Origin of the sequence: Neisseria sp. HMSC061B04, assembly GCF_001836705.1 — a bacterium.
Lineage (GTDB): Bacteria > Pseudomonadota > Gammaproteobacteria > Burkholderiales > Neisseriaceae > Neisseria.
Map to the genome: position 1 here is coordinate 1 of NZ_KV830173.1, position 24481 is coordinate 24481.

Annotated in this window: 23 protein-coding genes; 7 read left to right on the plus strand and 16 right to left on the minus strand. The window is 48.6% G+C overall.

Annotation, left to right across the window (positions count from 1 at the left end; all coding sequences use genetic code 11):
* Window positions 1-189: 189 nt before the first annotated feature.
* The 5 genes from hemF to surE all read right to left on the minus strand — a co-directional run bounded on the left by hemF (window position 190) and on the right by surE (window position 5167).
* Window positions 190-1098 (minus strand): oxygen-dependent coproporphyrinogen oxidase, encoded by a 909-nt coding sequence (gene hemF / locus HMPREF2661_RS00890; protein ID WP_070822104.1) that lies wholly within the window; start codon window positions 1096-1098, stop codon window positions 190-192.
* 129 nt (window positions 1099-1227) lie between these two features.
* A complete protein-coding gene (locus HMPREF2661_RS00895) occupies window positions 1228-1761 on the minus strand; it encodes a C40 family peptidase (protein WP_049322269.1) in 534 nt (177 codons plus the stop codon).
* A gap of 43 nt (window positions 1762-1804) precedes the next feature.
* Entirely contained in the window at window positions 1805-3328 is a 1524-nt protein-coding gene (locus HMPREF2661_RS00900; protein ID WP_070822105.1) for a phospholipase D family protein, read from the minus strand.
* 78 nt (window positions 3329-3406) lie between these two features.
* Window positions 3407-4318: a peptidoglycan DD-metalloendopeptidase family protein gene (locus tag HMPREF2661_RS00905; protein ID WP_049343617.1), complete on the minus strand. Its 912-nt coding sequence runs from the start codon at window positions 4316-4318 to the stop codon at window positions 3407-3409.
* Between the two features lie 93 nt (window positions 4319-4411).
* Entirely contained in the window at window positions 4412-5167 is a 756-nt protein-coding gene (surE, locus tag HMPREF2661_RS00910) for a 5'/3'-nucleotidase SurE (protein WP_070822106.1), read from the minus strand.
* Window positions 5168-5265: 98 nt separating this feature from the next.
* On the opposite strand from surE, the gene HMPREF2661_RS00915 reads away from it, so the two are divergent.
* Window positions 5266-5604: a hypothetical protein gene (locus HMPREF2661_RS00915; RefSeq protein WP_049322263.1), complete on the plus strand. Its 339-nt coding sequence runs from the start codon at window positions 5266-5268 to the stop codon at window positions 5602-5604.
* 55 nt (window positions 5605-5659) lie between these two features.
* Here HMPREF2661_RS00915 and HMPREF2661_RS00920 read toward each other — a convergent pair whose 3' ends face one another.
* Window positions 5660-5956, minus strand: a complete 297-nt coding sequence (locus HMPREF2661_RS00920) for a rhodanese-like domain-containing protein (RefSeq protein WP_234398634.1) — start codon at window positions 5954-5956, stop codon at window positions 5660-5662.
* Between the two features lie 184 nt (window positions 5957-6140).
* Entirely contained in the window at window positions 6141-6476 is a 336-nt protein-coding gene (locus tag HMPREF2661_RS00925) for a carboxymuconolactone decarboxylase family protein (protein WP_036491029.1), read from the minus strand.
* A 130-nt stretch (window positions 6477-6606) separates the two neighbouring features.
* Here HMPREF2661_RS00925 and HMPREF2661_RS00930 point away from each other — a divergent pair, with 130 nt between their 5' ends.
* On the plus strand, window positions 6607-7563 hold the full coding sequence (locus HMPREF2661_RS00930) for a cupin domain-containing protein (RefSeq protein WP_070822152.1): 957 nt from the start codon (window positions 6607-6609) through the stop codon (window positions 7561-7563).
* Window positions 7564-7664: 101 nt separating this feature from the next.
* On the opposite strand, the gene typA is transcribed toward HMPREF2661_RS00930, so the two are convergent.
* The gene (gene typA / locus HMPREF2661_RS00935; RefSeq protein ID WP_070625580.1) at window positions 7665-9476 is read right to left on the minus strand and encodes a translational GTPase TypA; all 1812 of its coding nucleotides are present in this window, start codon (window positions 9474-9476) and stop codon (window positions 7665-7667) included.
* Window positions 9477-9895: 419 nt separating this feature from the next.
* On the opposite strand from typA, the gene bfr (HMPREF2661_RS00940) reads away from it, so the two are divergent.
* Both bfr (HMPREF2661_RS00940) and bfr (HMPREF2661_RS00945) read left to right on the plus strand, forming a co-directional pair.
* Window positions 9896-10360, plus strand: a complete 465-nt coding sequence (bfr, locus tag HMPREF2661_RS00940; RefSeq protein WP_049322266.1) for a bacterioferritin — start codon at window positions 9896-9898, stop codon at window positions 10358-10360.
* A 29-nt stretch (window positions 10361-10389) separates the two neighbouring features.
* Window positions 10390-10863, plus strand: a complete 474-nt coding sequence (bfr, locus tag HMPREF2661_RS00945) for a bacterioferritin (RefSeq protein WP_003680736.1) — start codon at window positions 10390-10392, stop codon at window positions 10861-10863.
* 120 nt (window positions 10864-10983) lie between these two features.
* On the opposite strand, the gene HMPREF2661_RS00950 is transcribed toward bfr (HMPREF2661_RS00945), so the two are convergent.
* On the minus strand, window positions 10984-12099 hold the full coding sequence (locus HMPREF2661_RS00950; protein ID WP_049322267.1) for a methyltransferase: 1116 nt from the start codon (window positions 12097-12099) through the stop codon (window positions 10984-10986).
* Window positions 12100-12325: 226 nt separating this feature from the next.
* On the opposite strand from HMPREF2661_RS00950, the gene HMPREF2661_RS00955 reads away from it, so the two are divergent.
* Window positions 12326-14119 carry a 2-isopropylmalate synthase gene (locus HMPREF2661_RS00955; RefSeq protein WP_070822107.1) on the plus strand — a complete coding sequence of 598 codons (1794 nt, stop codon included), beginning with the start codon at window positions 12326-12328 and terminating at the stop codon, window positions 14117-14119.
* An 82-nt stretch (window positions 14120-14201) separates the two neighbouring features.
* On the opposite strand, the gene HMPREF2661_RS00960 is transcribed toward HMPREF2661_RS00955, so the two are convergent.
* The 5 genes from HMPREF2661_RS00960 to HMPREF2661_RS00980 all read right to left on the minus strand — a co-directional run bounded on the left by HMPREF2661_RS00960 (window position 14202) and on the right by HMPREF2661_RS00980 (window position 16830).
* Window positions 14202-14534, minus strand: coding sequence for a hypothetical protein (locus HMPREF2661_RS00960; protein ID WP_049322058.1), 333 nt, complete (start codon window positions 14532-14534; stop codon window positions 14202-14204).
* A 95-nt stretch (window positions 14535-14629) separates the two neighbouring features.
* On the minus strand, window positions 14630-15115 hold the full coding sequence (gene purE, locus HMPREF2661_RS00965; RefSeq protein ID WP_003686478.1) for a 5-(carboxyamino)imidazole ribonucleotide mutase: 486 nt from the start codon (window positions 15113-15115) through the stop codon (window positions 14630-14632).
* A 79-nt stretch (window positions 15116-15194) separates the two neighbouring features.
* Window positions 15195-15950 carry a tetratricopeptide repeat protein gene (locus HMPREF2661_RS00970; protein ID WP_049322060.1) on the minus strand — a complete coding sequence of 252 codons (756 nt, stop codon included), beginning with the start codon at window positions 15948-15950 and terminating at the stop codon, window positions 15195-15197.
* A gap of 14 nt (window positions 15951-15964) precedes the next feature.
* Complete coding sequence (locus HMPREF2661_RS00975; RefSeq protein ID WP_049322061.1) at window positions 15965-16633, minus strand: class I SAM-dependent methyltransferase; 669 nt, start codon at window positions 16631-16633, stop codon at window positions 15965-15967.
* An 11-nt stretch (window positions 16634-16644) separates the two neighbouring features.
* Window positions 16645-16830: a DUF3460 family protein gene (locus tag HMPREF2661_RS00980; protein ID WP_003746542.1), complete on the minus strand. Its 186-nt coding sequence runs from the start codon at window positions 16828-16830 to the stop codon at window positions 16645-16647.
* A gap of 216 nt (window positions 16831-17046) precedes the next feature.
* On the opposite strand from HMPREF2661_RS00980, the gene HMPREF2661_RS00985 reads away from it, so the two are divergent.
* Window positions 17047-18399: a polynucleotide adenylyltransferase PcnB gene (locus HMPREF2661_RS00985; protein WP_049322062.1), complete on the plus strand. Its 1353-nt coding sequence runs from the start codon at window positions 17047-17049 to the stop codon at window positions 18397-18399.
* 116 nt (window positions 18400-18515) lie between these two features.
* On the opposite strand, the gene rpoD is transcribed toward HMPREF2661_RS00985, so the two are convergent.
* Window positions 18516-20468 carry an RNA polymerase sigma factor RpoD gene (gene rpoD / locus HMPREF2661_RS00990; RefSeq protein WP_070822108.1) on the minus strand — a complete coding sequence of 651 codons (1953 nt, stop codon included), beginning with the start codon at window positions 20466-20468 and terminating at the stop codon, window positions 18516-18518.
* 197 nt (window positions 20469-20665) lie between these two features.
* A complete protein-coding gene (gene dnaG, locus HMPREF2661_RS00995; RefSeq protein ID WP_070822109.1) occupies window positions 20666-22438 on the minus strand; it encodes a DNA primase in 1773 nt (590 codons plus the stop codon).
* Window positions 22439-22770: 332 nt separating this feature from the next.
* Here dnaG and HMPREF2661_RS01000 point away from each other — a divergent pair, with 332 nt between their 5' ends.
* Window positions 22771-24207, plus strand: a complete 1437-nt coding sequence (locus HMPREF2661_RS01000; RefSeq protein ID WP_070822110.1) for an NAD-dependent succinate-semialdehyde dehydrogenase — start codon at window positions 22771-22773, stop codon at window positions 24205-24207.
* Window positions 24208-24481: the final 274 nt, after the last annotated feature.

Below are 24481 nucleotides of genomic sequence, written 5' to 3' on the forward strand. Positions count from 1 at the left end.
TGTGGAATTTAGGGCTAATCTACGTCAGCCCCAATTTTTATATGGGCGCATTGTCTCAAAAACTCTATAGAGATGAAACAGCATGATAGGCAAAGGTATGCAAATTCAAAGCAATTGAAGCAAAGGCCGTCTGAAAAGGCAGTCTCAACCAGTGAGAATCGCTTTTCAGACGGCCTTTGATAGGTAAAACTATCTGCCGGCTTCTTTCAGCCAGTTGCGCGGTATGAGAAATTGATTGAGGCGTGCTTCGGGCGAACCTTCTTCCGGCGCATATTGATACTCAAAGCGCACCAAAGGAGGCATGGACATCAAAATGCTTTCCGTGCGTCCGCCGCTTTGCAGGCCGAACAGCGTGCCTCTGTCCCAAACCAAGTTAAATTCGACATAGCGTCCGCGGCGGTAGAGTTGGAAATCGCGTTCACGTTCCCCATAAGGCGTGTTTTTGCGTTTGGCCACAATCGGCAGATACGCGGCGATATAGCCTTCACCGACTGCCTTGATAAAATTCAGGCAGGTATCGAAATCCCAGCGGTTTAAATCGTCAAAAAACAGCCCCCCCACGCCGCGTGTTTCGTTACGGTGTTTCAAATAGAAATATTCGTCACACCATTGTTTGAATTCAGGATAAACCGATTCGCCAAATGGCGCGCATACGTCTCGTGCTACGGCGTGCCAATGCACAATATCTTCTTCAAACGGATAAAACAGCGTCAAATCAAAGCCGCCGCCGAACCACCAAACCGGTTCGGCATTTTCAGGATAGGCAATAAAAAAGCGCACGTTCGCATGGCTGGTCGGGACATAAGGATTTTTCGGATGAATCACCAGCGATACGCCCATCGCCTCAAACGTCGCACCCGCCAATTCAGGACGGTGCGCCGTTGCCGAAGCGGGCATTTTGCTGCCTTTCACATGCGAAAAATTCACGCCCGCCTGCTCGAATACCGCGCCGTTTTTTAATACGCGTGTTTCGCCGATGCCCAGTTTCCCCGTCCATGCTTCATGCACAAATTCGGCTTCGCCATCTTCTTGCTCCAGAGCGGCGCAGATTTGGTTTTGCAGGGTTTTGAGGAGGGTTAGAACGGATTCTGTGTGCATGATATTTCCTTGATGGTGTTTTGTTATGGATAAATTTTTGCACAGGCCTATCTTGTAACCAAGTTTCATTCATCAGCAATAGGTTGAAAGGTATCGATGATGTTGCGATACCTTTCAGACGGCCTTGATTTATTCAGTAAAAAAGGTATGTGCGCCCAAATAGTTTTTGGCGTAAAACGGGGTGGAAAGTTTTTCGGTTTTGATGGTTTTGCCGCTGCTGGGGGCGTGGATGAATTCGCCGTTGCCGATGTAGAGGCCGACATGGGAATACTTGTGTGCGCCGCCGGTATTGAAAAAGACCAGATCGCCGGCTTTTAATTTGTCATCGGAAATTTTACGGCTGGCGGCGGCCATATCGCGTGCGGTGCGTGGCAGGTTGACGTTGAGGGCGTTTTTATAGACGAATTGGATCATGCCGCTGCAGTCAAAGCCTGTGGCTGTGGTACTGCCGCCCCATTTGTAGGGCGTGCCGATCAGACCCATGCTGTGAAGCATCAATTCCTGCGAACCTTGGGTGCGGTCGATATGGGAAATGCGGACAGGTTGGACTTTTCTGGCGGTTGTTTGCGGCTTTTGGGATTTGTGTTTGCCGGTAGTGCCGCAAGAGGCCAACAATAGGCCGGCAGTACAAACAAATAGGGTTTTGCAGATGAGTCGAGACATGATGAATTCCTCCGGCCGCATGATTTATGTTTTCAGACGGCCTCTATAATAATCCTTCTATGGGCAGGATGGACAGGATTTTTGAAGTAACCCGTTTCCAGAATTTGGCTTCTGGTTCTTGTGCATAAGTTCGTTTTTCACTTGGGTCATACCAGTATAGTTTATTGTAATTGCCAAGCGTTACCTGATAGGCGTAGTTTGGGGTGGTCGTAACGAGGGTGCGCTGCATTTGGCCTGCGATTTCGGGACTTTCGATGACGACACCCATTTCGGTATTGAGCCGTGCGGAACGTGGGTCAAGGTTGAATGAGCCGATGAAAATGCGTTTTTCATCCACGATGAATGTTTTGGCGTGCAAGCTGGTGGCGGAGCTACCGGTCAAGCCGCGGTCTTTGGTGGTCGGAACGGCATGATTGGGTTGGAGTTCGTATAGTTTGACCCCGGCTTTGAGCAAGGGCTTGCGGTATTTGACGTAACCGGAATGGACGGCGGCAACGTCGGTTGCTTGGAGCGAATTGGTCAAAACGGTAACGTCCACGCCATTGCGTATCAGCTTTTCTATGGCTTTGACCCCCGATTTTGTGGGCACAAAATAGGGCGAGACAAGGTAAACGCTTTTTTCGGGTTGCTTGAGGGCGTCTTGCAGGCGTTCGGAAATAGGCGGTTTATGCCGGTCTCGGTCTAAGCCTTTGGCCGGATCGTCGCTGATCAAGCGTGTACTGACGCTTTGCCATTCCATAAGGTTGCTCTGCATTTTTTGATAGAGGCTGGAGTGTTCGATGCTTTGGCGGTAGCGGATGAGCGTTTGATTTTTATCTTGGTCGGTGTAATTAAGTTCGGCCAGTCCTTTTTGCAGGTTTCCCCGTTTGATGACGCTGGTCGCATTATAGGCGGAATGGCTTGCCCAATAGCGGTCGAAGTCTTGGGAAACTTCGGTTACTACACGGCCTGTGGCGAGAATGTCGAGGTCGGCAAAAATGGTGTCGTCGTTAACCTTGAAATATTCGTCGCCGATATTGCGGCCGCCTAAAATGGTGGCACGGTTGTCGGCGGTAAACGATTTGTTGTGCATCCGGCGGTTGAGCCGTGGGAAGTCGGCAATATAGCCGAGTGCACGCCATTTTCTGAAAATAAAGGGATTAAACAGACGGACTTCGATATTGGGATGATTGTCGAGTGCCAGCAGGAGATCATCCATGCCGTTGGTGTTGTTGTCGTCCAGAAGCAAACGCACACGGACGCCACGTTCGGCCGCGCGATGAATCAGGTTGAACAAAAGCTTGCCGGAGATGTCGTTGTGCCAGATATAGTACTGTAAATCAAGGGTATGGTCGGCGGATTCAATCAGGGCGGCTCGGGCGACAAAGGCTTCATGGGCATCGTTCAGCAGATAGATATGGGAAATATCGGCCTTGGAGGGGGCGGAAGGAATACCTAAGGCGCTGTCCAGTCGCGGCGTTGAAGGGATGTCAAGATAACTGCTTTGGGTGCGTTCGTCCAGTGATGGCAAAAACGCGGCGCAACCGCCTAATAGCAGGGAATAAAGAAGAGGAAGATGAAATTTCATGGGAAACCGGTACAAACAATCCCTACCTAAATGACATTTAGGCAGGGATTGAATTGAAATTAGGTTGCTTGAATCAGCTTAGAAGGCAACATAATTTGCCGGATTGACCGGTTTGCCGTTTTGACGGATTTCAAAGTGCAACTGGGTGCGGGATGCATCGGTATTACCCATGTGGGCAATGGTCTGGCCGCGTTTCACGGTTTGGTTTTCATTAACCAGCAGGCGTTGGTTGTGGCCGTATGCGCTCAAGAATGAGGAGTTGTGTTGGATGATGACCAAGTTGCCGTAACCGCGCAAGCCTGAGCCTGCGTAAACGACTTTACCATCTGCCGCTGCAACGACAGGCTGGCCTTGCGTACCGGCAATATCCACGCCTTTGTTGCTGCCGCCGAAGTTGGCGATAACGTTACCGGTAGTCGGACGTTGCCATGTGATGCCGCTGACGTTGCGGCTGCTGCCGGTAGATACGGTTGGTGTATTGGCAGGCGTGCTTGGAGTCGGAGCGGTGGTTGTGGTTGTCGGAGTAGAAGGTTTGCTTGCAGAAGCTGCAGGTGCAACGTAGCCTTCAGGTTTTACGCGCAGGGTTTGGCCTACGCTGATGGTGTTGTCGGCCAAGTTATTCCATGCACGCAGATTGTCTTGGGTAATGTTGTAGCGTTTGGAGATGTTGTAAACGGTATCACCGCGAACGACGGTATGTGTCGCTGCATTAATATCAACAGGCGCATAAGAAGGCGTGTAAGTTCCGGTGCTGCCGCTGTTGTACGTTGGCGCAGGTGTACTTGCCGGCGGAGTGTATGGCGCATCTGCCGCAGGGCTGGTGTTGGTATTGTAAGGCGCGGCACCGTAAGGATTGTCAGCAGTAGAGCTTGTTGTTGAACCACCGCTTTGTGTGCCGACGACTACAGGAGCCGGTTGTTGGCTGGCACAGGCTGCAAGTAATAAAACCAAAGCTGCCGATCCGGCATAAGATACACTTTTTTTCAACATGTTAATGACTTTCGTATTCGGGTAATTGTTCTCGTCGGAGCATATCATAATAAAAATATGCTTGTTTCTCAAGTGTTCGGCTGTTAGGGACTGTTAAGGCGCAGGGATTTCTGACCAAAAGGAAGCGGTTTGCTCCATTTGTCCGTAGGCAGTCAAATCGACTTGCAGGGGGGTAATCGTGATGAAGCCGGCCGTGCATTCGCCAAAGTCGGTACCTTCTTCGCTGTCGGAAACATCGCCGACCGGCCCAATCCAATAAATTTGTTCGCCACGTGGATTATACATGGGAACAATGCTTTGTTCATGATGGCGACGGCCGAGCCGTGTTATTTTTATGCCTTGGATATCTTCAGGTGCGACGGCAGGGATATTGATGTTCCATAAGATGGGTTTGGAAATAGGGCGTTTGAGAAAGTAGGAAAGCAGCATCCAAGCGGCTTTTTCCGCAGTTTCCCAATAACGGCCGCTGGAATCGGCAAGCGAAAAGGCAATAGCGGGAATGCCCATCAGATAGGCTTCTGTCGCGGCAGCAACCGTACCGGAATAAAGCGTATCGTCGCCCATGTTTGCGCCGTTGTTAATGCCGGATAAGACTAAGTCGGGTTTGAAATCGGCAAGGGCGTGCTGGCCGACATGAATGCAGTCGGTGGGCGTACCATTCACATAATAAAACCCGTTTTCCGCCTGTTTCAGTTGTAAAGGGCGGTCTAAAGTCAGGGAATTGCTGACGCCGCTGCGATCGCGTTCAGGCGCAACCACCCTGACATTGGCAAATTCTGCACATACTCTTGCCAAAACTGCCAAACCGGGCGCAAGATAACCATCGTCGTTTGAGATTAATATGTTCATGTGACAATATTGTGTCTATCGGTAAGATGGACGGTATTGTACTGGTTTGCTTGAGCGATTGTCCATGAATCGGCAACGTTTGGGCGGAAAGGATAATAATGAAACATTATGAATTAGACCCCAAAGCTTTATTGGGCGGCGTGATTGCTTCAGACGGCAATCAGGAGATTGTTCAGCTTTCACTGCAGAAGTATAATGAAATTCCGGCATATGAGACGGATGCGATTATTTTGCTTTTGGTTTTAAACGGCAAAGCCGAAATCAAAACGGTGGATCAAGTTTTGCAGACCGAAGGCTTGCAAGTTATCCGTCTTGAGCCGATGGAGGCGCACAGCATTCGCGCGTTGGCTGATAACACCAATATTTTGGTTATCAAACAATTGATTCACGAAACCGGTCTCAGCAAACGTTTGAGATTTGGAAGTTGCTGTTTGTAATGGCAATAAAGGCCGTCTGAAAAATTTCAGACGGCCTTTTTAAAATCAACTAGATTTATTTCAAACCTTTTTTCACCAAATCTTCATAACCGCCATGGTTGGTTACGTTAGTGTAACCGGCTTTTTTCAGTTCGGTCAGCGCGGCTTCTGCTCGGCGGCCGCTGCGGCAGTAGAGGTTGATCGGTGCGTTTTTATCCGGGCTGACGGATTTGATGCGTTCAACGATTTGGTCGTGCGGAATATTGAGCGCACCTTGCAAATGGCCTTCTTTGAATTCTTCGGCAGAGCGGACATCAATCCAAACGCCTTTTGCTTTTACAGGTTGAGCCGCACTTTTTTCAACTTTAGGCATAGAGGCAGCGGAAGCGGCCAAAGGAGTTGCAACAGTGGCGGCAAAAAGTACGGCGGTCAGCAGTTTCTTCATGATTCAATCTCCTGTTAGATAGAAAATAATATAATAACTATATCAGTTTAGCATTTCATCAGGCCGTCTGAAAGGGGAGTTGTCTTTCAGACGGCCTGATTTTACAAGCTGATTAGCGTTGGGTTTCTACTGCTTCTAAGGCGCGCAAAGCATATGTATAAGCAGCACCTGCGTTTAGAGAAATAGCGGTGGCCAATGCGCCGGCGATTTCGCTGTCGGTTGCCCCTGCTTTGGCAGCGGCGGCTGCGTGCACGCTGATGCAGCTTTCGCAACGTGTGGTAATGGCAACGGCAATGGCGATCAGTTCGCGTGTTTTGGCATCCAGTGCTTCGGCGGCGGCTGCTTGTTCCAGCGCGCCGTAGGCTTGCAGCATTTTAGGATGGCTTTTGCCCAATTCGCCGAATGATTTTTTTACCAAGGCTGTGTGTTCAGGCCAATCTTTAAACATGATATTTCCTTTCTTGATGTATTTGGATAAGAATCAAAAAATCCTATCCGTTTGTGTTTGGTGTGTGTATTATTGCAATAATCAGACGAATAAAATCGTCAAAACATCTCATTTATTGGTAAAAAACACTATGGATATTTTAGATAGATTGGTCGAATTGGCGCAGATAAAGGGCAGTGTGGATGTTCAGTGCCTGTTTCAAGGGGAGTGGTATGTGCGGCATGAGCCCAAGCGTGCGCATGGTTTGGTGCATATCGTAACTGCCGGTTCGGGCTATATCCGAATTGATGGGGAGCAAGAGGCCAGGCTGCTGAGTGCGGGGGATATTATTTTCTTCCCGCGCAGCGTAGGGCATACTTTGAGCAGCGACAGCAGTTGTGAAAATCTCGGTGTCAACGTGCTGACGAGTGAAAAAGGCGCATTTAAAGTCAAGCAGAGTCATGCAGGAGGCGATGCGGCTTTGCATCTTTTCTGCGCGCGGTTTGAATATGAAGCGCAGGCAGATATTATGGCGGGACTGCCTGACACGGTTTTGCTGAATATCAACCATCCTTCTTTGCAATATTTGGTGGCGTTATTGCAGTATGAGAGCGGCCAAGCTTTGTCCGGTTCGGTAGCGGTTGTGAACGCATTGGCTTCGGTGTTGCTGGTATTTCTACTTCGAGCCAGCTTGGAAAAAAATGGGGAAGCGCAATTAAGCGGTTTGTTGAATGGTTGGCAGGACAAACGCCTGCGGAATCTGCTTCAGGCAGTAGTGGATAAGCCGGAAGAGGAATGGAATATCGAGAAAATGACCGCAATTGCCAACTTGTCTCGCGCCCAGTTAATGCGGGTATTTAAGCAGCAGACGGGCACAAGCCCGCACGCCTTTGTTAACAGTATTCGCTTGCAACAGGGAGCATTATTGTTGAAACAGACGGCGGATTCGGTTTTATCGGTTGCACTATCGGTCGGTTTTCAATCAGAAACGCATTTTGGCAAGGCATTTAAAAAGCAATATGGGATACCGCCGGGGCAATATCGTAAAAATGATCGCGCTGATGAAGCGGCAGTAAAAGCGGAAGAAATGCCGATTTACTTTATTTGAACGGATGATAAAAGGCCGTCTGAAAGCGTAAAAATGAAATCTAGGATTTCTAAAACACTTTTCAGACGGCCTTAATTTTAAAATGCGTCAATCAAACAGAATTAGTCTAGTTTTTTGAAATGACGGCGACGTTCCAATTCGCTCAGGTAGCGTTTACGCAGGCGGATGGATTGTGGCGTGATTTCAACCAGTTCGTCATCGTCGATGAACTCAACTGCGCCTTCCAAAGTCAATTTGATAGGCGTAGTCAGGCGCACGGCTTCATCTGTACCGCTGGCACGGACGTTGGTCAGTTTTTTACCTTTCAGAGGGTTTACCACTAAGTCGTTGTCGCGACTGTGAATACCGATAATCATGCCTTCGTAGACTTTGTCGTTTGGAGAAACGAACATACGGCCGCGGTCTTCCAAGTTCCACAGGGCATAAGCAACAGCTTCACCTTGCTCTTGAGAAACCAGTACGCCGTTGTGACGGCCGGGCATATCGGGTTTAACCGGTGCGTAGTCGTCAAAAACGTGGCTCATCAAGCCGGTACCGCGGGTCAAAGTCAGGAACTCGCCTTGGAAACCGATCAGGCCGCGGGCAGGAATGTGGTACTCCAGGCGGGTACGGCCATTGCCGTCGCTTTCCATATTGGTCAATTCGCCACGGCGACGGCCAAGCTCTTCCATAACGGCACCTTGGTTTTCATCCGGCACATCCACAGTCAGGTTTTCGTAAGGCTCGCATTTTTGACCGTCAATTTCACGGAATACCACGCGCGGTTTGCCGACTGCCAATTCAAAGCCTTCGCGGCGCATGTTTTCCAACAAAATGGTCAGGTGCAATTCGCCACGGCCGGAAACGCGGAATACATCAGCGTCGGCAGTATCTTCAACACGCAGGGCAACGTTGGTCAGCAATTCTTTTTGCAGGCGGTCGCGGATTTGGCGGGAAGTCACGAATTTGCCTTCAGTACCGGCCAAAGGAGAAGTATTGACCATAAAGTCCATGGTCAGGGTCGGCTCGTCCACGCTCAACATAGGCAAGCCTTTAGGATTGTCTTTGTCGGTAATGGTTACGCCGATACCGATGTCTTCGATACCGGAAATAATCACGATGTCGCCGGCTTCAGCTTCTTCCAAAGGTACGCGTTCCAAGCCTTGGAAACCCAACAGTTGGTTGATACGGCCTTGGGCAACTTGTTCTTCATGATTCATCACGGCAACGACTTGGCCGGGTTTGATGCGGCCGTTCAGGATGCGGCCGATACCGAGGCGGCCGGTGTAGTTGTCGTAGTCCAGTTGGGAAATTTGGAGTTGCAGCGTTTCGTCTGCGCTGCCGCTTGGAGGAGGCGTGTGTTTCAAAATGGTCTCGAACAGAGGACGCATGTCGCTGCTCTCGTCGTTTTCATCCAATTTGGCAAAGCCGGACAGGCCGGAAGCATAGACGATAGGGAAGTCCAATTGTTCGTCAGTTGCGCCCAAGTTGTCGAACAATTCGAATGTTTGGTCGATAACCCAGCTTGGACGGGCAGACGGTTTGTCGATTTTGTTGATGACAACGATAGGTTTCAGACCCAAAGCCAAGGCTTTTTTGGTCACGAAACGGGTTTGCGGCATAGGGCCTTCTTGTGCGTCAACCAACAGTACGACGCAGTCAACCATGCCCAATACACGTTCCACTTCGCCACCAAAATCGGCGTGTCCCGGGGTATCTACGATGTTGATATGGTAGCCTTCATATTCGATGGCGGTATTTTTAGCGAGAATGGTAATGCCGCGTTCTTTTTCAAGATCGTTGCTGTCCATGACGCGTTCTTCGACTTGCTGGTTGGAACGGAATGTACCGGACTGACGCAGCAATTGGTCAACTAATGTGGTTTTGCCATGGTCGACGTGGGCGATGATGGCAATATTGCGGATTTGTTTCATGATGATTTATGTGTTTCAGCTAGGTGCTTAAAAAAAAGATAACTGGTAATTATAGCACGATTCCTAAATGTTGACGGAGTGGATGATTCAAAAAAATGAGGCAAAAGCAGTTGAGAATAATTCATAATTAAATTTGATTGATTTTGTTGGATTATTTGCTTTTATTTATGGTTAACGAATGTAAATGTTTTTGAATAATGCAATGGATTCTTAATAACAATGTCAAAAAATTGTTATTAAAAACAGGGGATTAATTTTTCAGACGGCCTTTTAGGCAGGTTAAATTTTTTGATAATTGTTTGTATTTTAAATAGAAAATTTGTCAAAAGTGCTACTTGTGCATACAATTACCTCATTCCCTAACAACACACGAATCTTCATTTCGTGATTATCAACTTTTAAAAGAAAGAGAAAGAATTATGCAAGGCAACCAAGCAGTTATTGATTACATGAACGAATTATTGTCTGGTGAGTTGGCTGCTCGCGACCAATATTTTATTCACTCTCGCATGTACTCTGAATGGGGTTACACCAAATTGTTCGAACGTTTGAGCCACGAGATGGAAGAAGAAACCACTCACGCCGAAGACTTCATCCGTCGTATCCTGATGTTGGGCGGTACGCCTAAAATGACCCGTGCCGAACTGAACATCGGTACTGACGTAATTTCTTGCCTGAAAGCAGACTTGAACACTGAATACGAAGTACGCGATGCGCTGAAAAAAGGTATCAAATTGTGCGAAGAAGCTCAAGACTATGTTACCCGCGATTTGATGGTTGCCCAACTGAAAGACACTGAAGAAGATCACGCTCACTGGTTGGAACAACAACTGCGTCTGATCGAATTGGTCGGCGAAGGCAACTACTACCAAAGCCAACTGTAATCTAGCCTATAACATATAAGGAGCTGAATATGAAAGGCGATCGCTTAGTTATTCGCGAGCTGAACAAAAACTTAGGTTTGTTGCTGATTACCATTAACCAATACTTCCTGCATGCCCGCATTTTGAAAAACTGGGGTTTTGAAGAATTGGGCGAACACTTCTTCAAACAATCCATCCGCGAAATGAAATCCGCAGACGATTTGATCGAGCGTATTTTGTTCTTGGAAGGCCTGCCTAATCTGCAAGAATTGGGTAAACTGTTGATCGGTGAATCTACCGAAGAAATCATTGCCTGCGATCTGAAAAAAGAGTATGAAAAACATGATGCTCTGGTTGCAGCCATCGCTCTTGCAGAAGAGCAACAAGACTACGTCAGCCGTGATTTGTTGGAAAAACAAAAAGACATCAACGAAGAACACATCGACTGGCTTGAAACTCAGCAGGAATTAATTGGTAAAGTTGGTTTGCCAAACTACCTGCAAACAGCGGCGCAAGAGGACTAAAACACAAACCACTGCCAAATATAGCAGTCCCTGCTCCCATCAACGGCATATCTTTACGATATGCCGTTTTCTTTTGTGGAAATGCTTAAAGGCCGTCTGAATGTTCAGACGGCCTTGATTTTATATCGCTTTCAAACGGTATAGATAAGTAGTTTCCTTGTTTCTGGCAAACGCCAAAGGATCGGATTCATCTATTGCTTTTTTGTGTTGCGGTTTGGTTTTCAAAATATCGACTACATTGAGTGAGGCCGTCTGAAAGCATTGGTTTAGAAAGTCTTTATCACGCAAATGCAAGTGTTCTGCCAAATCTGAAATAATCAGCCAAGCTTCGCCGTTTGGATTTAAGTGATGACGTACGCCGTTAATGAAGGCTGTCAACATGGCATTGTTTGGGTCGTAAAGTGCAGTCTCAATAGCGGAGGTCGGTTTTGCCGGCAGCCAAGGCGGATTGCAGATGATAAGGTCGGCGCAAGTTTCGGGAAATAAATCAATCGATTGGATGTTGACGGCTTTATCCAAGCCTAGGCGTTTGAGGTTTGCTGTGGCACAGGCAATTGCTTTGGGGTTGGTGTCTGTGGCAATGATGTCGGGTATGCCTCGTTTGGCCAAAATTGCGGCAATAACACCTGAGCCGGTGCCGATGTCAAAGGCTGTCTGAATATTGGGAGCGAGTGGTGCTTGGGCGATTAAATCCAAATATTCGCCACGCAGTGGAGAGAATACGCCGAAAGGAACATGGATTTTTCCGTCTAGCTGCGGAATGTCTATGCCTTTTTTGTGCCATTCGTGTGCACCGATAAAACCCAATAATTGATTCAGCGGCAAAAGAAACGGTTTGTCGTTTGGTGTTTCGTAAACATCGCACAGAGCAGCGTAGATGTCGGGTACGCGTGCATTGTCCAGTTGAAAATTCGGTTGAATTTCAACGGCAAGCATATTGAGCAAACGGCTTTGCTGAGCTTGTTTCATACGGTGGGCGTGAAAGGCCGTCTGAATATCGGCAGGTGCGTCTTTCTTTTTTTCAGACGGCCTGCGGATACGTTTTTTCATTGCGGCCAAGACTTGCTTGGCATTGTGAAAATCGCCAGTCCAAACAGTTGCAGTTTGCGCGTGGGCATTTTTTAAGATTTCTGCTGCGCCTACTTCTTGTATGTAAACCGCCTGCTTGGGTGGCTTTTGTGTGCTTTCGTTGCGCCATTCGATGTCGGAGCGGCTGGTAGGGATGGTATGGGGCATAATGTGTTTCAAATCGTGAAAATAGAGGATTAGTTTACTATATTTAGGATGTGTTCGGTTTGAGAGGAGCTTTTAATAGTCTCAATTAGACAAAATGTATAAAAATTTCTCAATTTTTAAAATTTACACCAATATTTTTATAAAAATAGATTGTCATTTTGTCTAAAATGAGTATAATGCAAAACCTAAACACAATAATCTTAATCAGATTTGGACAAGGAACATCATGCAATTAGACATTGACCGTTTGGTTGCCTATTTTGGCGGCGTAAACGCGCTGGCCGAAGCCCTGAAACAGCACGACCCGGAAAATGCTGCGACCACAGCGGCTATCTACAAATGGCGTACACGCGGTTCCCTGCCTTTGGTTCAGTTGCAAAAACTGACCGCTTTGGCGGAAGCGCAAGGCAGACCGCTGGATTTGAATGCTTTTTTACAAAAAAACGAATCTCTGGAGAGAGCAGAAATGACACAGACCAACCGCGTAATTATTTTCGACACCACCATGCGCGACGGCGAGCAGTCGCCCGGTGCATCCATGACCAAAGAGGAGAAAATCCGCATTGCCCGCCAATTGGAGAAAATGGGCGTGGATGTGATTGAGGCGGGTTTTGCAGCCGCCAGTCCGGGCGATTTCGAATCGGTCAATGCGATTGCCAAAATCATCACCAAATCCACGGTCTGCTCGCTGGCGCGTGCCGTTGAAAACGATGTGCGTAAGGCAGGTGAAGCCGTTTCCCCCGCGCCGAAAAAACGCATCCATACCTTCATCGCCACCAGCCCCATCCACATGGAGCACAAACTGAAAATGAAGCCGCAGCAGGTCATCGATGCGGCGGTCAAAGCGGTGAAAATCGCCAAAGAATACACCGACGATGTGGAATTTTCCGCCGAAGACGCCGTGCGTTCGGATTTGGACTTCCTCGCCAAAATCTTTACAGCGGTTATCGAAGCGGGCGCGACCACCATCAATATTCCCGATACTGTCGGCTACTCCATCCCTTCCGTGTGGTACGAGCGTATCAGCAACATCATCAAAAGCGTACCCAACGGCGACAAAGTAGTCTGGTCGACCCACTGCCACAACGATTTGGGGATGGCGGTTGCCAACTCGCTGGCCGCCGTTCAGGCAGGCGTGCGCCAGGTGGAATGCACCATCAACGGTTTAGGCGAACGCGCAGGCAATGCCAGCCTTGAAGAAATCGTGATGGCGTTGAAAGTGCGTCATGATTTGTTCGGCTTGGAAACCGGCATCGATACCACGCAAATCGTGCCGGTATCCAAACTGGTGTCCACCATTACCGGTTATCCGATTCAGCCAAATAAAGCAGTAGTTGGTGCAAACGCCTTTGCACATGAATCAGGCATCCACCAAGACGGCGTGTTGAAACACCCTGAAACCTATGAAATCATGACGGCCGAATCAGTCGGCTGGTCAACCAACCGCCTGACTTTGGGCAAACTCTCCGGTCGCAGCGCATTCCGCAGCAAGCTGGCAGATTTGGGCATCGAATTGGAAAGCGAAGAGGCGTTGAATGCGGCATTTGCCCGCTTCAAAGAACTCGCCGACAAAAAACGCGAAATCTTTGATGAAGATTTGCACGCTTTGGTGTCTGACGAAATGGGCAATATGAATACCGAAAGCTACAAATTCATTTCCCAAAAAATCAGTACCGAAACCGGTGAAGAACCGCGCGCCGATATTGTGTTCAGTATTCGCGGCGAAGAAAAACACGCTTCCGCTAGCGGATCAGGCCCTGTTGATGCCATCTTCAAAGCCATTGAAAGCGTGGCGCAAAGTGGCGCAACCTTGCAGATTTACTCTGTCAATGCGGTAACTCAAGGTACAGAAAGCCAAGGTGAAACTTCCGTCCGCCTGCAACGTGGCGACCGTGTGGTCAACGGCCAAGGTGCAGATACCGACGTGTTGGTGGCAACTGCCAAAGCCTACCTCTCCGCATTGAGCAAACTGGAATTCGGCCAAGCCAAGCCAAAAGCGCAAGGCAGAGGCATGATTTAATGCTTTGAACAAGTAAAGGCCGTCTGAAAACGTTGTAATACGTTTCAGACGGCTTTTTTATTAGTCCGAAGAACCAGCTCGGTTATTGAAGTTTCAGCAGCCTATCTTGTTCGACGGACAATACGCCGTTTACCTTTTTAAAATAGGCAATGGCATCTTCAATCTTGGTCTTGGAAGACGGACGAATAGCAATACCGTTCAGGTTTTTGTATTCATAAATCAAACTTGCACCGGAGGCTTTGACTGCTTTTAGCAATGGCGCAGAACCGGTTTGTGCATCATAGAAGATAATCAGGTTGCCGGTAGTATCTTGGGCTTGTTGCTGAGATGGAGTAGCGTTTGATTGGGCAGGAATACTTGGGCTTTGGCAGGCACAAAGTAGGGTGGAGAGTAGGATGAATGCCAGGGGTTTCATGATGTTGATTTAATTTGATCAATAAACAAGGCCGTCTGAAAAGTGTAAAACGAAATCTAAGTTTCCTTTTACAACTTTCAGACGGCCTTAGTCCGTTATGCTTCAGGCAATTCCATGGCTAGAACGGTTTGCTCTTGTTTGGCACGGAAAGCCGCCAATTTTTCAGCCAATTCAGGATTTTCGTTGGCCAAAAGTGAAATGGCAAACAGCGCTGCATTGGCCGCACCGGCTTCGCCAATGGCAAATGTGGCAACAGGAACGCCTTTGGGCATTTGCACAATCGAAAGCAGGGAGTCTTCGCCGCGCAGATATTTGCTGGGAACGGGAACGCCTAAGACGGGAACCGTGGTTTTGGCAGCGACCATGCCCGGCAAATGCGCTGCGCCGCCTGCGCCGGCAATGATGGCTTTGATGCCGCGTTCGCGTGCGGTTTCGGCGTATTCAAACATCAAATCAGGCGTACGGTGTGCGGAGACGACACGCGCTTCGTATTCAACGCCGAATTCTTTGAGAAATTGTGCTGCCTGCTGCATCACCGGCCAATCGCTGTTGCTGCCCATAATAATGCCGACTTGGATCATGAGGAGTTCCTTTTGCTTGAATGGATTAAGGGTAAAAAATATTCAGACGGCCCTGGGGATGACAAGGCCGTCTGAACGTTTATCTTTGTTTGAGACTGATGGAAGCGCGTTTTGCCGCTTCGCTGTTGGGGAAGCTTTGTATCAGTTTGCGCCATGTGCTGCGGGCGATGTCTTTTTGTTGCAGTTTGTATTGGCACTGGCCGATGCTGTACATTGCATCAGGAGCTTGCGGGCTGTTGCGGAATCGGTTGGTGTAGCGGTTGCCGATTTCGATAACGGATTCGCAGTTGCCCAGACGCTGTTGGCTTTGCAGAAGTAGATACATATTGCGGCGGGCAATTTCGCTGCCGTTGCCGCCGTCGGCTTCTTTCAAAATGGCTACTGCGGCGGAGAAGTTGTTGCGCTGATAGTATTTTTGCGCTTGGTTATAAAGGCGCAGTTCGTTTTGTGCGGCTGAGTCTGTTTCAGACGGCACGCCGCCGCCATTGGCCAAATAGTTCATTTTCAGCTTGCGGTCGTCCAAACGCTGGGCTTTGGGTTTGGGAGCCAAAGGGGTTGGACGTTTGATGGTTCGCTGTTGTTCCAATGTGTGCAGGCGTTGATTTAATTCTTCAACGGTGCGTTCCAGTCGGGCGATTTGTATGCCCAAGTGGTCAATCTGGGTTTGTTCGTCCAAGCGCGGATAGGGAATATTTTTTTCAGGCAAAGGCTCACGCGGAATATCCGGCAGGACAAAGTTGGCATTGTCGGCAGGTTGATGGGGATGGGAAACGGCGCATGATGCGGCCAATAGAGTAAGAGGTAAAAGAAACAGGGAACGTGATAATGTTTTCATCAGATTGTGTCGTTTTATTTTTTTAGCAGCAGTGTCAAACCGTCGCCGATAGGCAGGGTAATGGGGATAATGCGTGTATCGTGCGGCAGGTTTTGGTTGAAATGGCGCAGGATATCCAAGCTGGGCGGATCGTTTTCGGCAGCTTCATTCATGACGCGCCCACCCAACAAGATATTGTCGATGGCAATCACGCCGCCACTCCGTACCAGTTGCAAACAGCGTTCAAAATATTTCGGCGTAGGCGGTTTGTCGGCATCGATAAGCGCCAAGTCGTAGCTTTCCGATTCGCCTTGCGCAATCAAATCGTCCAAAGTCAGCAAAGCCGGCTGCAGATGAAGCGAGATTTTATGCGCTATGCCTGTGGCCTGCCATGTTTCGCGGGCAATATCGGTAAAGGTTACATTGATGTCGCAAGCCGTGATTTTGCCGTCTTCGGGGAGGGCGAGCGCCATGGCGGTGCTGCTGTAACCGGTAAAGACACCAACTTCCAAATATTTTTTGGCATTCAATAACTTGGCCAACCACACCAACATGGCCGCCTGCTCTTGGGCGATAGCCATCTTTCCCAGACGATGTGATTGGGTACGCTCACGCAATGCGGTCAAAACGGGATGTTCGTGCTGACCGATGCTGTTGAGGTACTGCTGTAACGCCGGATCGGTATTGTGGGTGTTGGTCGTCATACCGATGCGGTTTAGTCTTGATAGTAGGTGTAAGGTTTTTTGTTGACTTTGGCCGCTTCAAATTCAGCCTGTTCGGCCGGATTAAGGGTTACATCCCACAGTAAATGGCGGTTTTCGAGGCGTTGCGCTTCTAATTCGGGATGGTCGGCCATGAGTTTGTCGAGGAATTGGGTAGCTTCAGATTTGTAGTGGTACATGATGTTTTGCCTGAATCGTTGTCAGACCGTTATTATAGCCGATATTTTTTGTCAATACGCTAATTAATCGAACTTCCATAAGGTATAATGGCACGTCTTTTTTAGGCCGTCTGAAGCCTTTGCTCAATGTTTTGCCCCTTCTGCGGCAGAATATTGTGCAAAGGCTTAAGCCAGACAAGTTTCAGACGGCCTTTTTTATTGTGAAAAGAGCTGCTTATGTTAAAAAAATGGCTGCATAAAGTGTTGCCTAAAAAACACGTCAAGTCGTTGCCCGAAAAGGAAATTATCCCACTTGAGCAACACGGTATCCATGCGGATATGTTGAGCTTTGCCGCTGAGAAAATTGCCAAACGCCTGCATGAAGCCGGTTTTCAGGCTTATGTTGTAGGGGGGGCCGTTCGGGATTTGTTGCTCGGGGTTGAACCCAAAGATTTTGATATTGCAACCGATGCCACACCGGAGCAAATCCGTAAAATATTCCGCCGCAGCCGCATTATCGGCCGCCGCTTTCAAATCGTCCATGTGATGATTGGTCCCGAAACCATTGAAGTGACGACGTTCCGTGGTGGCGATAAGGTTCAGCAGAATGCGCAAGGCCGCATTATGAAGGACAATACTTACGGCAGCATTGAAGAAGATGCCATGCGCCGCGACTTTACTTGCAATGCGCTGTATTACGACCCGATTAAAGAGGAAATTTGGGATTTCCATCAAGGCGTGGCTGATGTTGCCGATAAGAAATTGGTGATGATAGGTAATCCTGCCGAACGCTATCAGGAAGATCCTGTCCGTATTCTTCGCGCCGTCCGTTTGTCGGGTAAGTTGGGCTTTGAAGTGGAAGAGCAAACTGCTTTGCCGATTGCCGAATATGCAGGCCGTCTGAAAAATGAACCGGTGGCCCGTCTTTTTGACGAAATCATGAAAATCCTGTTTTCCGGCCATTCCCGTGCCTGTTTGAAACGGTTGAACGAGTTGGGTATTCCCGAAGGCATCCATCCGCTTTTAGATGCCTTGAAAACTGCCGAAGCAGCCGACAAACGTATGATTATGTTGGCTTTGAAAAATACCGATGAGCGTCTTCGTGCGGATAAGTCCGTTTCCGTCGGTTTTGTATTGGCGGCGGTATTATGGCCGACACTAAACGCCATTTGGCAACGCAATCAAAGCCATGGTCAAAAACCTGTCCCTGCGTTGATGGATGCGATGAACACCATGCGCGATACGGTGGAGAAAGGTTGGGGCGTACCGCAAAGATTCTCTGCAACCATGCGTGAAATCTGGCAATTTCAGCCGCAATTTGACAATATGCGCGGCGCGCGCCCGTATCGTCTGTTGGCGCAAGCCCGTTTCCGTGCTGCTTATGACTTCCTGATTTTGCGTAGCGAAGTTGGCGAGGTTGATAAAGAGATGGCTTCTTGGTGGACAACTTTCCAGCATGCCGATGAGGAAACCCGTCAGCAAATGACTGCGGCCAATGATCACAAACGTCAGAAACAAAGTGGATCAACTGATGGCAAACCTAAACGCCGCCGACGCCGTTCGAAAAAGAAAACCACTGAGGCTGAATAAATTATCAAAATAAATTTAAGGCCGTCTGAAACGATTAAATCTTTTGAGATTTGGTTTTCAGACGGCCTTTTTACATTCCAATAAAAACCGCAGGTCTTTCAACCTGCGGTTTGCTTTTATGATTTGTTTTCTTCGCTGTCGAGGAAGCTGCGGAGGCGGTCGCTGCGGGTAGGATGGCGCAGCTTGCGCAGGGCTTTGGCTTCGATTTGACGGATACGTTCACGGGTTACGTCAAATTGTTTGCCGACTTCTTCGAGCGTGTGGTCGGTATTCATATCGATACCGAAACGCATACGCAACACTTTGGCTTCGCGCGGCGTCAGGCTTTCAAGGATTTCTTTGGTTACTTCGTGCAGGCTGGTGTACATCGCAGCTTCTGCCGGTGCAACGTTGTTGGCATCCTCGATGAAGTCGCCCAAGTGCGAATCGTCGTCGTCGCCAATCGGTGTTTCCATGGAAATCGGCTCTTTGGCGATTTTCATGATTTTGCGGATTTTATCCTCCGGCATTTCCATCAACTCGGCCAGTTTGGCGGAATCAGGTTCTTCACCGGTTTCTTGCAGGTATTGGCGCGAGATACGGTTCATTTTGTTGATGGTTTCAATCATGTGAACCGGAATACGGATGGTACGCGCTTGGTCGGCGATGGAACGGGTAATCGCTTGACGGATCCACCATGTGGCGTAAGTCGAGAACTTGTAGCCGCGGCGGTATTCGAATTTGTCTACCGCTTTCATCAGACCGATATTGCCTTCTTGAATCAAATCAAGGAACTGCAAGCCGCGGTTGGTGTATTTTTTTGCAATGGAAATAACCAAACGCAAGTTGGCCTGAATCATTTCCTGTTTGGCGGCTGAGGTTTCTTTTTCGCTCAATACCATGTTTTTGTTGATTTCTTTCAACTCTTCGATGGAAATGCGGGTTTCGGCTTCCATATTTGCCAGCTCGGTTTGTTTTTCGAGGATGGCGTGGCGGAAACGATCCAACGCGTTTGCCCATACACGGCCTTTGGCTACTTCTTTTTCAACCCATTCCAAATCGGTAATGGCAGGCAGGAAGTTTTCGATGAAGTAGTCGCGATCCATGCGGACGCGGTCGATACAAATGTCGCGGATTTCGCGTTCAAGTTTGCGGATGTTTTCAACCCGGCTGCGCAGGTTGCTGCTCAGGTTTTCGATTTGACGTGTGGCAAAACGGACTTCTAACAGTTTGTTGGCAATGGCATCGCGGTGTTTCAGGTAGTTGGCGTGCTGACTGCCGTGTTTTTCCAACTGCTTGATCATTTTGCCGTATTCGCTCTCGATAAAGGCGAAGTGTTCCAACACTTTTTGTTTCAGTTCGGCCAAATGGGCGGCGGATATGGCTTCAGAGTCGCCGCCGGAGTCGTCTTCATCTTCCTCGTCGCCATCTTCATCATCACTAACGGTTTCGCCTTCTTCGTCATCAGGTTTGGCATTTTCCAAATGACCCAAGCCCAATTCGTTCAACAAGACTTCATTAGGGTCGATGATGGCTTCAACCACTTCATCCACACGGATTCCATCATTGCGGACTTGCTCGATCAACGCCAGAATTTCGGCAATCGAGCCTGGACAGGCGGAAATTGCCTGCACCATGTTTTTCAGTGCATTTTCGATTTTTTTGGCAATGATGATTTCGTCTTCACGCGTCAACAGATCGACTTGTCCCATTTCACGCATATACATACGCACAGGGTCGGTTGTGCGGCCGAATTCTGAATCTGCGCTGGAGAGTGCTGCTTCGGCTTCTTCAACGGCATCGTCGTCGGTCATGGCGGCGGCGTTGTCGCTTAAGAGGATGTCTTCAGCATCAGGAGCCTGCTCGGTTACCTGGATACCCAAGCCGGAAATCATGCTGACGATGTTGTCGATTTGTTCGGCATCGGACATATCGTCGGGCAGGGCATCGTTAATTTCAGAATAAGTGATGTAGCCGCGTTCTTTACCCATGATAATGAGTTGGCGCAGACGCGCGCGCTGCTCTTCGATACTCAAGGGACGGTTGTCGTCTTGGTCTTGGTATTCTTCGTAGTTTTGATTTTTAGACATGGATTGCTCTCTAGGTTGATAGGATGCCGACGGTTTACGGTGATGTGGCCGTACCTGAAGGCGGAGCAGAGCTTTTTGTTGTGAAATCAGATTTCACTTTAATACTCTGAGGCCGTCTGAAAATATTACGGATGGAGTGTTCTGCGTGTCATGTTTCGCAGCGTGTGTTTAGATTGTTCAGACGGCCTGAGGGGTGGTTAGTTTTGCTTTGCCGTCAAAAGTGACAGCAATAGTCTTTTTTCATTTTCGGTCAAACCAGTTTGAATACTTTTTTGCTTTAAAGTTTCGATTTGACTGTATTTTAATTCATTTAACAACTTTTTCATGCCGATTTGGAAACTTTCGCAATCTTCTTCGTTATCCCCTTCCATTTCTTCAGAATGAAGGGTCGATAAAAAGATTTGATTAACGGTTTCCTCATAGGGAGAACCGCGCATATATTCAAGCACTTGTGCGGTTGCTGGAGTCGTATCGTGATTCTTGATGGTTTCGGCCAAATTGGCAAGGCAGGCGAAGTCGCCGCTTAAAGCCAGATAATCGGGCAGGTCTATATATGAAGCCCAAGCCGGATTTATCAAGAGGCTGCGTATCTGTCTTTGAACCAGTGTCAGCATGGTTGGCTGTTTGACAGAAATGGGCGGCAGTTTGTAACTTTTTTGTTTGACGTGCCGCTTGGGCGCTTCTTGTCCGAGTAACTGGGCGAGGTTGTCAGGATCAATGCCCACCAACTCGCTGAGTTTTTGTTTCAGGAGATAGCCCAATGCCGGCGCGGTAATTTGCGCTAAAAGCGGAGAACTGGTTTTGACCAATTCTGCTTTGCCTTCTTGTGTATTGAGGTTGAGGCCGTCTGAAAGATGTTCCCAAAAATATTCGGATAGGGGCTTGCTTTGGTTTAACAAGGCATCTTCAAATTGCACCTTGCCATAGGCGCGGATGTAGCTGTCGGGGTCGTGTTCTTCAGGCAGGAAGAGAAAATGCAGCGATTTATCGTCTTTTAATTGCGGCAACGCATTTTCCAGCGCGCGCCAAGCCGCTTTACGTCCTGCACTGTCGCCGTCAAAACAAAAATAAATACTGTCTGCCTGACGCATCAGGATTTTGACATGTTCCGCTGTGGTTGCCGTACCCAAAGCCGCTACGCTGTAGCCGACGCCGAACTGCGCCAATGCGACCACGTCCATGTAGCCTTCGACCACCAAAATTCGTCCTGCCTCTTTTACGGCAGCACGCCCTTCATATAGCCCGTAAAGGTTTTTTCCTTTGTCGAACAAAGGAGTGTCGGGAGAGTTGAGGTATTTGGGTTTGGAGTCGTCCAATACGCGGCCGCCAAAGCCGATAACCTGCCCACGCGGATTACGGATGGGGAACATAACCCGATGGCGAAAGCGGTCATAATGTTTGCCTTCGTTATCAATGACCATGCCCGTATCCACCAACGCAGTATTCGGATAGGGTTGGAACACTTGTGCCAAAGGTTGCCAACCGTCGGGCGCATAGCCCAGGCCATAATGCGCGATGACTTCCGCACTCAAGCCGCGTTTGTCTAAATAAGCCTTCGCTGCTGGATTGAATTTCAACTGTTGCGCGTAAAAATCCGCTGCCGCTGCCGTTGTTTCTTCCAAAGTCTGCTGTTTTTTCTTACGTTCGGCACGGATTTCGGGATTGTCTTCCTGCCCGCGCACTTTAGGCACAGTCATGCCGACGCGATCAGCCAAAAACTGCACCGCCTCCGGAAACGACAGCCCCTGATGTTCCATCACAAAACCAATCGCCGAACCATGCGCCCCGCAACTGAAACAATGGTAAAACTGCTTGGTCGGGCTGACCGAAAATGACGGCGTCTTTTCCTTGTGAAACGGACAGCAGGCCATATAGTTCGCCCCGCCTTTCTTCAGCGGAACCTGCTCGTCGATAATATCGACAATATCGACTTTGGACAAAAGCTCGTCAATGAAATCAGATGGAATCATGGCTCGGCGGAAGAGGGGATGGACGGAAAATATTTCAGACGGCCTTATAAACAGACAAAGGCCGTCTGAAAATGGAATTTTTGGATGAGGGTTGAAATGAGGTTTGTATTATAGCAAATTGTTGTCATACATGTGTCTTATCCTTTTGAGGTAGAGTATTAATAATCGTATTTCATTCGTAATTAAGATGGATATGATGTCGCTAAAGCAAAGGCCGTCTGTAAGATATTCAGACGGCTTTTGCTGTTGTCTTATTTTGCGATTCAGTTGCGCTTTCATGGTATGAATATGATAATGAACGTATATCCTCGGTTTTAGAAAGGTCGTTTCTCATGAAAGATTTTGCCCGTTTGCTCAATCATCCCGATATTTCCTTTTCTCCGATTCCAGATGCCATTAAAGTTGATAACCCTGCAACAGGTGAAGCTTTGGCATTTGTCCGTAAGACTGATTCAGACGGCCTGAAGCTTTTGATTCAAAAAGCGGAAGCCGCACAAAAATTATGGGCGGCAAAAACTGCGTTGGAGCGCGCAGATGTGTTGTGGCGTTGGTATTTTCTGATGAAGGAAAACAAAGAAGAACTGGCGCGCATCATGACGATGGAGCAGGGTAAAAGCCTGACCGAGGCGCGCGGTGAAATTGATTATGCGGCTTCGTTTGTGCGCTGGTTTGCCGAAGAGGCGCGGCGGATTGACGGCGATGTGCTGACGAGTGTGAAAGCATTGCAAAAACTGGTTGTGTTGAAACAGCCCATCGGTGTTACCGCTGCGATTACACCGTGGAACTTCCCATCCGCGATGATTGCGCGCAAGGCCGCGCCTGCTTTGGCGGTGGGCTGCGCGATGATCGTCAAACCTGCGTCGCTCACGCCTTTGAGTGCGTATGCGCTGGCTTTGCTGGCTTATGAAGCGGGCGTGCCGCAGGATTTGTTGCCTGTTGTCAGCGGTCGCGCTTCGGAAATCAGCCATGAATTTGCTACTAACCCGACCGTGCGCAAAATCAGCTTTACCGGCTCGACCGAAGTCGGCGCGAAAATTTTTGCCGACAGCGCGGCGGACATTAAAAAACTCAGTTTGGAACTGGGCGGCAACGCGCCGTTTATCGTGTTTGACGATGCCGATTTGGTCAAAGCCGTCGAAGGCGCACTTGCCAGCAAGTTCCGCAACAGCGGCCAGACCTGCGTCTGCACCAACCGCGTTTATGCTCAATCCGGCATTTACGAGGAATTTTGCCGCAAATTAAGTGAAAAAGTGGCTGCGCTCAAATTGGGCAACGGCTTGGAAGATGGCGTAAACCAAGGGCCGTTGATTGAGGAAAAAGCGGTGGAGAAAGTCGAGCAGCACATCGCTGACGCGCTCGCTAAAGGCGCGGTTTGTCTGACCGGCGGCAAACGTAGCGCGTTGGGCGGAACGTTTTTCGAACCGACTGTTTTAAGCGGCGTTACGGCGCAAATGGCGGTGGCGCGCGAAGAAACCTTCGGGCCGTTGTGTCCAGTATTCCGTTTTGAAACCGAAGCCGAAGTCATCGCGGCTGCGAACAATACAGAATACGGTTTGGCAGCTTACCTTTTCACCTCCGACACCGCCCGTCAGTGGCGCGTCGGCGAAGCTTTGGAATACGGCATGGTCGGCATCAATACGGGCTTAATCAGTAATGAAGTGGCACCGTTTGGCGGCGTGAAACGCAGTGGTTTGGGACGTGAGGGTAGCAAATACGGTGCGGACGAATATCTGGAATTGAAATATTTGTGCATTGATGTAGCAGAATAAGGCTGCACAGTAAAGGCCGTCTGAAATTTGGTTTTCAGACGGCCTTTTTAAACGCAGAAAAGGTATTGGATAATTTTCATATTGTGAGAACGAGCTTTATAAAAAAGCAAAACCATAAGAAACAAAGTTGCAAAAATTTTGTCACATGTTTATAAAATTATTTTGATAACTATTTTATATGTTTTAATTGCATTAAATGTGTATTCCAAATTTCTGGAGTTAGTTTTTCTTTAAGCGATGGCAGCGGAAATTTTGGTATATATATATCGGCGGC